This is a genomic window from Ideonella azotifigens, from assembly GCF_006519715.1.
GTDB lineage: Bacteria > Pseudomonadota > Gammaproteobacteria > Burkholderiales > Burkholderiaceae_C > Ideonella > Ideonella azotifigens.
The window spans coordinates 1-8,242 of sequence record NZ_VIDT01000208.1; the positions used below are offsets into that span (position 1 = coordinate 1).

The following is an 8,242-nucleotide window of genomic DNA, read 5'->3' on the forward strand; positions in this document are numbered from 1 at the left end:
TCGGCAACGCCGGCTTCCGGCGCGGCGGAATGGGCCAGTTGCAGCGGCGAGGCCAGCAGTTCGGCGGGCGAGACCTCGGCGTCGGCCAGCAAATGCACGAATGACGAGTTGGCGCCGTTTTCCAGCAGGCGGCGCACGAGATAGGCCAGCAGGTCGCGGTGTTCACCCACCGGCGCATAGACGCGGCAGGCAGCCTTGGCATCTTTCAGCACCTCGCGGTAGATGCCGTCGCCCATGCCGTGCAGACGCTGCATCTCGTAGTCGGCGCCGGGCTGGGCACCGGCGTCGATGGCCATCTGCTGGATCGCGGCGATGGTGCCGGCGTTGTGCGTGGCGAACTGGGGGTAGATGACTTCGCGGTGCCCCAGCAGCGCCTGGGCACAGGCGAGGTAGGACACATCGGTGTGCGGCTTGCGGGTGTAGACCGGATAGGCTGGTAGTCCCATTTCCTGCGCGCGCTTGACCTCGCCGTCCCAGTACGCGCCCTTGACCAGGCGCACCATGAAACGCAGCCCATGCGCGCGCGCGATGCGGGCCACCTCATCGACCACCGCCAGCGCGCGCGTCTGATAGGCCTGCACCGCGAGGCCGAAGCCACGCCACTGCGGGTAATGCAGCGCGATGCGTTCGGCCAGCGCGTCCAGCAATTCCAGCGACAGCTCCAGCCGGTCGACCTCCTCGGCGTCGATGGTCAGGTTCAGCTGGGCCGGCGCGGCGCGCTCGACCAGCGCCCAGACGCGCGGCAGCAGCTCGGCGAACACGCGCTCGCGCTGCGCGTCTTCATAGCGCGAGAACAGCGCCGAGAGCTTGATCGAGATGCCGTCGCTGCTCTCCGGGCCGCGGCCACCGGCGGTGGCGGCGATCGCGGCTATCGCCTTCAGGTAGGCCGCCTGGTAGCGCTCGGCGTCGTGTTCGGTGCGGGCACCTTCACCCAGCATGTCGTACGAAAAACGCAGCATCGGCTGCGCCTTGCGCTGGCTGGCGGCCTCGGCCATGGCTTCCTGGATGTGGCGGCCCAGCACGAACTGGCGGCCCAGCAGCTGGATGGCGCGCACGGTCGCGGCGACCACAGTGCGAGCACCCAGGCGCTTGATCAGCCCGCTGTCCTGCTCGGCCTCGGGCAGGAATTTCTTCGACAGCGCGATGGCGCTGGCCGACAGGTTGGCCAGCAGGCCGCCGCTGCTGTCACTGCTGTCGAAGTCGGCTCGACCGAGCTGGTCGGCGGTCAGCGCAATCGCGGTTTCCACGTCCGGCACACGCAGCAGCGCTTCGGCCAGCCGCATCAGCGCCAGGCCTTCGGCGCTGGAGATCGGGTATTCCTTCAGCAGCGACTCCATGGCCCAGAACGGCGCCGGCTTGTCGCGCACAGCCAACACCCATGGCGTGGCGCGTGCGGTCACCGCGCCCCAATCCAGCCCCGCATCGACGCGCGCACGCGCTGCGGCCAGCACCTGCGCCTCGGGCTGGTACGGAAATGGCAAGCGCTGGCGCTGGGCCGGCAAGGGGAACGGCGTGGGGGTGTGCATGGCAGTGAAAGGCAGTAGAAAACCTGACTGGATAGATGCGCAGCTTATGCGGACAATTCCCGGTAAAGATTCGGAGTTTTGACCGTATGACGGAGTTTTCTCAAGAATGAAGCCCACCCTCGAACCGATCGATCTCGAGCGAGGGCTGGACAAGATCGATTTGCGCATCTTGCGCGTGCTGCAGAAAGATGGGCGCATCAGCAACCTGAAACTCGCCGAAGAGGTGCATCTGTCGCCCACGGCCGTGCTGGAACGGGTCAAGCGGCTGACGCGCGAGAACTTCATCCTGGGCTACGAGGCGCGGCTGAACCCGGTCAAGCTGGGCGCCGGGCTGATGGTCTTCGTCGAGGTGCTGCTGGACCGCACGGTGCACGACGTGATGGACAGCTTCCGCGCCGCGGTGCAGGTGCGGCCCGAGATCCTCGAATGCCACCTGGTGGCGGGCGGCTTCGACTACCTGCTGAAGACGCGGGTGTCGGACATGGCGGCCTACCGCTCGTTTGTCGGCGACGTGATCTGGTCGCTGCCGGGGGTGCGCGAGACGCGCACTTATGCGGTCATGGAAGAAGTGAAAAATACCACTTCGCTGAGCTTCTGACCGGATTTCTGGCGGCAATGGAGGCATCCACCCACCAGACCGCCTGAAAACACCCCCCTTTCGAGGGGACCCCGGAAAACCTTCTCCCCCCCACCAGGGCGATTGAGCGCGAGAGCTGCATGCCGGACGATGCCGTCCCATGCAGTACCCGCCATCACCACCCAACGAAAGCCAGGAGGAGGATCCCATGTTCAGCGCCCTCAACACGCCGCGCGCGGCAGTTCAACGCTTGTCGCCGCTGCTGCCCATGCTGAGGGTGCCGCCCCTGGGGCCCGTGCGCCAGCCGGCCAGCGCGCCACCGCCAGCGGGCCTGAAGCTGCCGGCGGAAGATCCGCTGCGCGGCGGTTGGCACGACTCCAGCCTCGATCTGCAGCGTGGGCTGCTGGTACAGGACCTGTACGTCGAAGCGCCAAACACCGACTGGCTGGCGCTGTTCGACGAAGACGACCTGCCCAAGCGCTGATCACTCACACGCGTGCGCCGAAGATCGCGGTGCCAACCCGCACCAGCGTGGCGCCTTCGAGCACCGCCGCTTCCAGGTCAGCGCTCATGCCCATGGACAGCGTGTCCAGCCCGACCAGCCCCTGGGTCCGCAGCGCAGCCAAGGCCTGGGCCAGCGCGCGGTGCGGCAGCCGCTGGGCCGCAAGGTCTGCAGCAGGCTCGGGAATCGCCATCAGGCCGCGCAGCCGCAGCCGCGGCAAGGCGGCCACCTGCGGCGCCAGCACCGTCAACTCGTCCAGCGCGATGCCGCTCTTGCTGGCCTCGCCGCTGACGTTGACCTGCAGGCAGACGTTCAGCGGCGGCAGCTGGGCCGGCCGCTGGGCCGACAGGCGCTCGGCAATCTTCAGCCGGTCCACCGTGTGCACCCAGTCGAACTGCTCGGCCACCACACGCGTCTTGTTGGACTGCAGCGGGCCGATCAGGTGCCACTGCAGCTCGCCGCGCAGGTCGGCCAGCGCGGCGATCTTGTCCAGCGCTTCCTGCACGTAGTTTTCGCCGAATTCGCGTGCACCGGCCGCGTGGGCCGCGCGCACCGCTTCGGCGGCGCAAGTCTTGCTCACCGCCAGCAAACGGACATCGTTCACGTCACGTCCCGCGGCAGCGGCGGCCTGGGCCAGGCGGCCCCGGACTTGTAGTATGTTCTCAGCGATACTGGCCATGGTCGATCCAGGATAAACCAGGCCGGTCCCAGCCCACCGCAACCGGCATTCCAAGGCTGCACGCCACACACCCATGGACATCACCCAACTGCTGGCTTTTTCTGTCAAGAACAAGGCCTCCGACCTGCACCTGTCCGCCGGCCTGCCGCCGATGATCCGGGTGCACGGCGACGTGCGGCGCATCAATGTCGAGCCGCTGGGCCACAAGCAGGTCCACGCCATGGTGTACGACATCATGAACGACACCCAGCGCAAGCAGTACGAAGACACGCTGGAGTGCGACTTCAGCTTCGAAGTGCAAGGGCTGGCGCGCTTCCGGGTCAACGCCTTCCACCAGAACCGCGGCTCCAGCGCGGTGTTCCGGACCATTCCGTCGAAGATCCTGACGCTGCAGCAGCTGAACTGCCCGCCGATCTTCGCCGAGCTGGCGCTCAAGCCGCGTGGCCTGGTGCTGGTGACCGGGCCGACCGGCTCGGGCAAGTCGACCACGCTGGCGGCCATCATCGACCACCTCAACGAGAGCCACTACGGCCACATCCTGACGCTGGAAGACCCGATCGAATTCGTGCACGAATCGAAGAAGTGCCTGATCAACCAGCGCGAGGTCGGCCCACACACGCTGAGCTTCTCCAACGCGCTGCGCGCCGCGCTGCGCGAAGACCCGGACGCGATCCTGGTGGGCGAATTGCGCGACCTGGAAACCATCCGCCTGGCGCTGACGGCCGCTGAAACCGGCCACTTGGTGTTCGGCACGCTGCACACCTCCAGCGCTGCCAAGACCATCGACCGGGTGGTCGACGTGTTCCCGGCGGCCGAGAAGGACATGGTGCGGGCGATGCTGTCGGAATCCGTGGTCGCGATCATTGCGCAGACGCTGTGCAAGACCAAGGACGGCCAGGGCCGCGTGGCGGCGCACGAGATCATGCTGGGCACCTCGGCCATCCGCAACCTGATCCGCGAGAACAAGATCGCGCAGATGTATTCGTCGATCCAGACCGGCAACAACGTTGGCATGCAGACGCTGGACCAATGCCTGGCCGACCTGGTACGACGCAACCTGGTGTCTGGCAGCGAGGCCCGCGTGAAGGCCAAGTTCCCCGAGAACTTCCCCGGCTGAGCCGGGAAAGCGGCGGCAGTGAAGCGGCTTCTTGCCTTTTTCCGTGCGCGCCAGCCCGTGGCTGCGCCGAGGGAGGACGACTCCGGCTTCTACGCCACGCAGTTTGTCGACCGCCACCAGGACACGCAGCTGTTCGTGCCCTGGACGCTGCGCGCCCCTGACCTGAACGCCAAGCCCTACGACGGCTCGCTGGGCGTGCTGTCGCTGGTCAAGCTGCTGGGCCAGGACCGCGCGCTGGCGCTGCTGGGCGCCGAGCAGCTGGCGGTGCTGGGCGGCTATTTTGAATACGTGCAGCTGGACAGCGGCAAGCAGATCATCGGCCAGGACGAGCAAGGCGACTTCCTCGTCGTGGTGCTGCAAGGCGTGGTGGCCGAGGACCGCATGCAGCCCTCCGGCGCACGCGCACGCATCGGCGAGTCGCGTGCAGGCGACCTGCTGGGCGAGATGTCGATGCTGGACGGCGGCACGCGTTTTTGCGCCTGCACCGCCTTGACGCCGGTGACACTGGCTGTGCTGGCCAGCCAGGCGCTGGAGCGCATGATGATAGAAGAGCCGCGGCTGGCCGCCTCGCTGCTGGCCTGGATTGCCAAGCGGCTGTCGCTGCGGCTGCGCCAGGTCAGCGCGCGGCTGTCGGTGCAGCTGACACGCAGCACCCATGATTGACGCGCATCGCCTTCACGCGGGCTGAAGCGCACTCGACTTTTCCTCTTGCCTCGAAAGACCCTGCCCCATGGAACGCGATCAGGCCTCGAAATTCGTCAGCGACCTGCTGCGCCTGCTGGTCACCCGCAATGGCTCGGACTTGTTCCTGACCGCCGACTTCCCGCCGGCGATCAAGGTCGACGGCAAGGTCACCAAGGTCTCGCCGCAACCGCTGACCGGCTCGCACACGCTGGCGCTGGCGCGCGCCATCATGAACGACAAGCAGGCGGCGGACTTCGAGCGCGACAAGGAGTGCAACTTCGCGATCTCGCCGCAAGGCATTGGCCGATTCCGGGTCAACACCTTCCTGCAGCAAGGCCATGTGGGCATGGTGCTGCGGACGATTCCGGCGCATTTGCCGACCATCGACGAGCTGAGCCTGCCGCGGGTGCTGAAGGAAGTTTCGATGACCAAGCGCGGGCTGGTCATCATGGTCGGCGCCACCGGCTCGGGCAAGAGCACCTCGCTGGCGGCGATGGTGGACTGGCGCAATGAAAATGCCTACGACCACATCATCACCATCGAAGACCCGGTCGAGTTCGTGCACCCGCACAAGAACTGCATCATCACGCAGCGCGAGGTCGGCATCGACACCAACGACTGGGAAGTCGCGCTGAAGAACTGCCTGCGCCAGGCGCCGGACGTGATCCTGATGGGCGAAATCCGCGACCGCAAGACCATGGAGCTGGCGGTCGCCTTCTCCGAGACCGGCCACCTGTGCATGGCCACGCTGCACGCCAACAGCGCCAACCAGGCGCTGGACCGCATCATCAACTTCTTCCCCGAAGAGCGGCGCGACCAGTTGCTGATGGACCTGTCGCTGAACCTGAAGGCCATGGTCTCGCAGCGGCTGATCCCGCGCCAGGAAGGCAAGGGCCGGGTCGCCGCGGTCGAGATCATGCTGAACACGCCGCTGATGGCAGACCTGATCTTCAAGGGCCAGGTGGGCGAGCTGAAGGAGCTGATGAAGCGCTCGCGCGAGCTGGGCATGCAGACCTTCGACCAGGCGCTGTTCGACCTGTACGAGGCCCACGCGGTGAACTACGAAGACGCGCTGCGCAACGCCGACTCGGTCAACGACCTGCGGCTGAACATCAAGCTCAACAGCAGCCGCGCCCGGGTCAGCGACCTGTCTGCCGGCACCGAACATTTGACGATTGTTTGAGCCCCCAGGCTCCCTGCCGGTCGCTGCCCCCCAAAGGGGGCTCGCGCAGCGGACCGGCAAAGCCGGATCCGCGCACGCCACTTGACGCAAAACCGGGCAGCTCCTTCGGAGCGCCCCTTTGGGCCACCCTTATGACGAAGACCTACGAAGCCACCCCGTCGCAAACCGTCGCCTTCATCGGCTTGGGCGTGATGGGTCATCCGATGGCAGGTCACCTGCAACGCGCCGGCCACCAGGTCACGGTCTACAACCGCAGTGCGGCCAAGGCGGCAGCCTGGGTGGCGGAATACGGTGGCCGCAGTGCACCCACGCCGCGCGAAGCGGCGGCCGGCGCGACGTTCGTGTTCTGCTGCGTGGGCAATGACGACGACCTGCGCTCGGTCACGCTGGGCGCGGACGGCGCATTCGCCGGCATGGCCGAAGGCGCGGTGTTCGTGGACCACACGACCGCCTCGGCCGAGGTGGCGCGCGAGCTGCACCGAGCGGCGCGCGGGTTGGGCCTGCAGTTTGTCGACGCGCCGGTCTCTGGCGGCCAGGCGGGCGCGGTCAATGGCATGCTGACGGTGATGTGCGGAGGCGATGCCGGGCCGTTCGATGCGATGCAACCGGTGGCGATGGCCTACTCGCGCGCGGTGACCCGCGTCGGCGAAGTCGGTGCCGGTCAGCTGGCCAAGATGGTCAACCAGATCTGCATCGCCGGCGTGGTGCAAGGCTTGTCCGAGGCGATTGCCTTCGGCCAGCAGGCCGGGCTCGACATGAAGCAGGTGCTGGACGTGATCGGCAAGGGTGCGGCGCAGAGCTGGCAGATGGACAACCGCGGCAAGACCATGGTCGACGGCCAGTTCGAGTTCGGCTTTGCGGTCGACTGGATGCGCAAGGACCTGGGCCTGGTGCTGGACGAAGCCCGGCGCAACGGCGCCAGGCTGCCGGTGACGGCGCTGGTGGACCAGTTCTACGCCGACGTGCAGGCGCTGGGCGGCAACCGCTGGGACACTTCCAGCCTGATCCGCCGGCTGCGCAGCTGAGCGATTCCCAGTTGCTGCAGCGGCGGCAGCGCTCAGCGCGCCTGCAGCGCTTTGCGTTCTTCTTCGGTGATGGTCTCGGTGACCTTCACGACTTTTTGCACGCCATTGATCGCGCGCGCCAGGTTGGCCGCGCGGTCGCTTTCCTCGGTGGTGACGCGGCCCATCAGGTAGACGATGCCGCGCTCGGTGACGACCTTGAAGGCATTCGCTTGCACGTCGCCCGCGTCGACGAAGGTCGCCTTGACCTTGCTGGTGACAATCAGGTCGTTCGAGCGTGAGGTCAGCGAGCTGCTGCCCATCACCGCGGTTTCGTTCGTCACCGAGCGCACGTTCTCGATGCCGGCCACCGCCTGCTCCAGCGCAGCACGATCAGCCTCGTTCGGCACTTCGCCGGTCAACAGTACCCAGCGGTTGTAGCTGACCACACCCACGTGGCCGCGGTCGCCCAGCACCGCGCTGACCTTGCGCGCGGCCTTGGACTCGATGGCGGCGTCTTCCACTTGCGCGCCGGAGGTGCGGCGGTCGGTGTACAGCAGCACGCCGCCAGCGGCGCCGCCCAGCATCAGCGGCACGCAGGCGCTGAGGCCGGCACCGGCCAGCGTGGTGGCGGCCAGCAGCGTGGCAAGGGAAGCGAGGCGGCGAGGAGTGAAAACAGCAGGCATGTGAACTCGGTTTCTGACAGGCCGAAGCAGGCCCGGGATCAGGCGACGGGGGCGCGGCTCAGGCCGGCCCGTCCTCGCCCAGCAGTTGAATGTCGATCGCGTCGCACAGTGCGTGCAGCGCCATCAGGTGCAGTTCGCGCACCCGCGGCGCGCGAGGGCTGGCCACCGGAATCCAGACGTCGGTCTCGGCCAGCCGGTCCGGCCAGGGGCCAGGATCGCCGCCGGTCAGCAGCAGCACGCTCATGTCCTTGTCATGCGCGGCCTGCACGGCAGCATGCAGGGCAGGG

Annotated in this window: 10 protein-coding genes; 6 read left to right on the top strand and 4 right to left on the bottom strand. The window is 67.2% G+C overall.

What is annotated here, in order from left to right:
* Positions 1 to 1,526 (bottom strand): proline dehydrogenase family protein (locus FKP22_RS14175; RefSeq protein WP_211361409.1); only part of this gene is annotated, 1,526 nt, incomplete at its 3' end.
* 106 nt (positions 1,527 to 1,632) lie between these two features.
* Here FKP22_RS14175 and FKP22_RS14180 point away from each other — a divergent pair.
* Together FKP22_RS14180 and FKP22_RS14185 are read left to right on the top strand one after the other, a co-directional pair.
* The gene (locus tag FKP22_RS14180; protein WP_141288129.1) at positions 1,633 to 2,124 is read left to right on the top strand and encodes an Lrp/AsnC ligand binding domain-containing protein; all 492 of its coding nucleotides are present in this window, start codon (positions 1,633 to 1,635) and stop codon (positions 2,122 to 2,124) included.
* Positions 2,125 to 2,311: 187 nt separating this feature from the next.
* Positions 2,312 to 2,587 carry a hypothetical protein gene (locus FKP22_RS14185; protein ID WP_141288130.1) on the top strand — a complete coding sequence of 92 codons (276 nt, stop codon included), beginning with the start codon at positions 2,312 to 2,314 and terminating at the stop codon, positions 2,585 to 2,587.
* A 4-nt stretch (positions 2,588 to 2,591) separates the two neighbouring features.
* On the opposite strand, the gene FKP22_RS14190 is transcribed toward FKP22_RS14185, so the two are convergent.
* Complete coding sequence (locus tag FKP22_RS14190; protein WP_141288131.1) at positions 2,592 to 3,284, bottom strand: YggS family pyridoxal phosphate-dependent enzyme; 693 nt, start codon at positions 3,282 to 3,284, stop codon at positions 2,592 to 2,594.
* Positions 3,285 to 3,357: 73 nt separating this feature from the next.
* On the opposite strand from FKP22_RS14190, the gene FKP22_RS14195 reads away from it, so the two are divergent.
* From FKP22_RS14195 to FKP22_RS14210, 4 genes are all read left to right on the top strand, one after another.
* The gene (locus tag FKP22_RS14195; RefSeq protein ID WP_141288132.1) at positions 3,358 to 4,401 is read left to right on the top strand and encodes a type IV pilus twitching motility protein PilT; all 1,044 of its coding nucleotides are present in this window, start codon (positions 3,358 to 3,360) and stop codon (positions 4,399 to 4,401) included.
* 57 nt (positions 4,402 to 4,458) lie between these two features.
* Positions 4,459 to 5,064 (top strand): Crp/Fnr family transcriptional regulator, encoded by a 606-nt coding sequence (locus FKP22_RS14200; RefSeq protein WP_170200905.1) that lies wholly within the window; start codon positions 4,459 to 4,461, stop codon positions 5,062 to 5,064.
* 67 nt (positions 5,065 to 5,131) lie between these two features.
* A complete protein-coding gene (locus FKP22_RS14205) occupies positions 5,132 to 6,268 on the top strand; it encodes a PilT/PilU family type 4a pilus ATPase (protein WP_141288134.1) in 1,137 nt (378 codons plus the stop codon).
* 131 nt (positions 6,269 to 6,399) lie between these two features.
* The gene (locus FKP22_RS14210) at positions 6,400 to 7,293 is read left to right on the top strand and encodes an NAD(P)-dependent oxidoreductase (protein WP_141288135.1); all 894 of its coding nucleotides are present in this window, start codon (positions 6,400 to 6,402) and stop codon (positions 7,291 to 7,293) included.
* Between the two features lie 32 nt (positions 7,294 to 7,325).
* Here FKP22_RS14210 and FKP22_RS14215 read toward each other — a convergent pair whose 3' ends face one another.
* Complete coding sequence (locus tag FKP22_RS14215) at positions 7,326 to 7,955, bottom strand: BON domain-containing protein (protein WP_141288136.1); 630 nt, start codon at positions 7,953 to 7,955, stop codon at positions 7,326 to 7,328.
* 58 nt (positions 7,956 to 8,013) lie between these two features.
* Positions 8,014 to 8,242, bottom strand: a 229-nt coding sequence (locus tag FKP22_RS32060; RefSeq protein WP_510606714.1) for a phosphoheptose isomerase family protein, incomplete at its 5' end; no start/stop codon positions are given.

Bases quoted from the DNA above. Each gene is read 5' to 3' on its own strand.
- FKP22_RS14180 (WP_141288129.1), top strand. From the start codon at position 1,633: ATGAAGCCCACCCTCGAACCGATCGATCTCGAGCGAGGGCTGGACAAG.
- FKP22_RS14185 (WP_141288130.1), top strand. From the start codon at position 2,312: ATGTTCAGCGCCCTCAACACGCCGCGCGCGGCAGTTCAACGCTTGTCG.
- FKP22_RS14190 (WP_141288131.1), bottom strand. From the start codon at position 3,284: ATGGCCAGTATCGCTGAGAACATACTACAAGTCCGGGGCCGCCTGGCC.
- FKP22_RS14195 (WP_141288132.1), top strand. From the start codon at position 3,358: ATGGACATCACCCAACTGCTGGCTTTTTCTGTCAAGAACAAGGCCTCC.
- FKP22_RS14205 (WP_141288134.1), top strand. From the start codon at position 5,132: ATGGAACGCGATCAGGCCTCGAAATTCGTCAGCGACCTGCTGCGCCTG.
- FKP22_RS14210 (WP_141288135.1), top strand. From the start codon at position 6,400: ATGACGAAGACCTACGAAGCCACCCCGTCGCAAACCGTCGCCTTCATC.
- FKP22_RS14215 (WP_141288136.1), bottom strand. From the start codon at position 7,955: ATGCCTGCTGTTTTCACTCCTCGCCGCCTCGCTTCCCTTGCCACGCTG.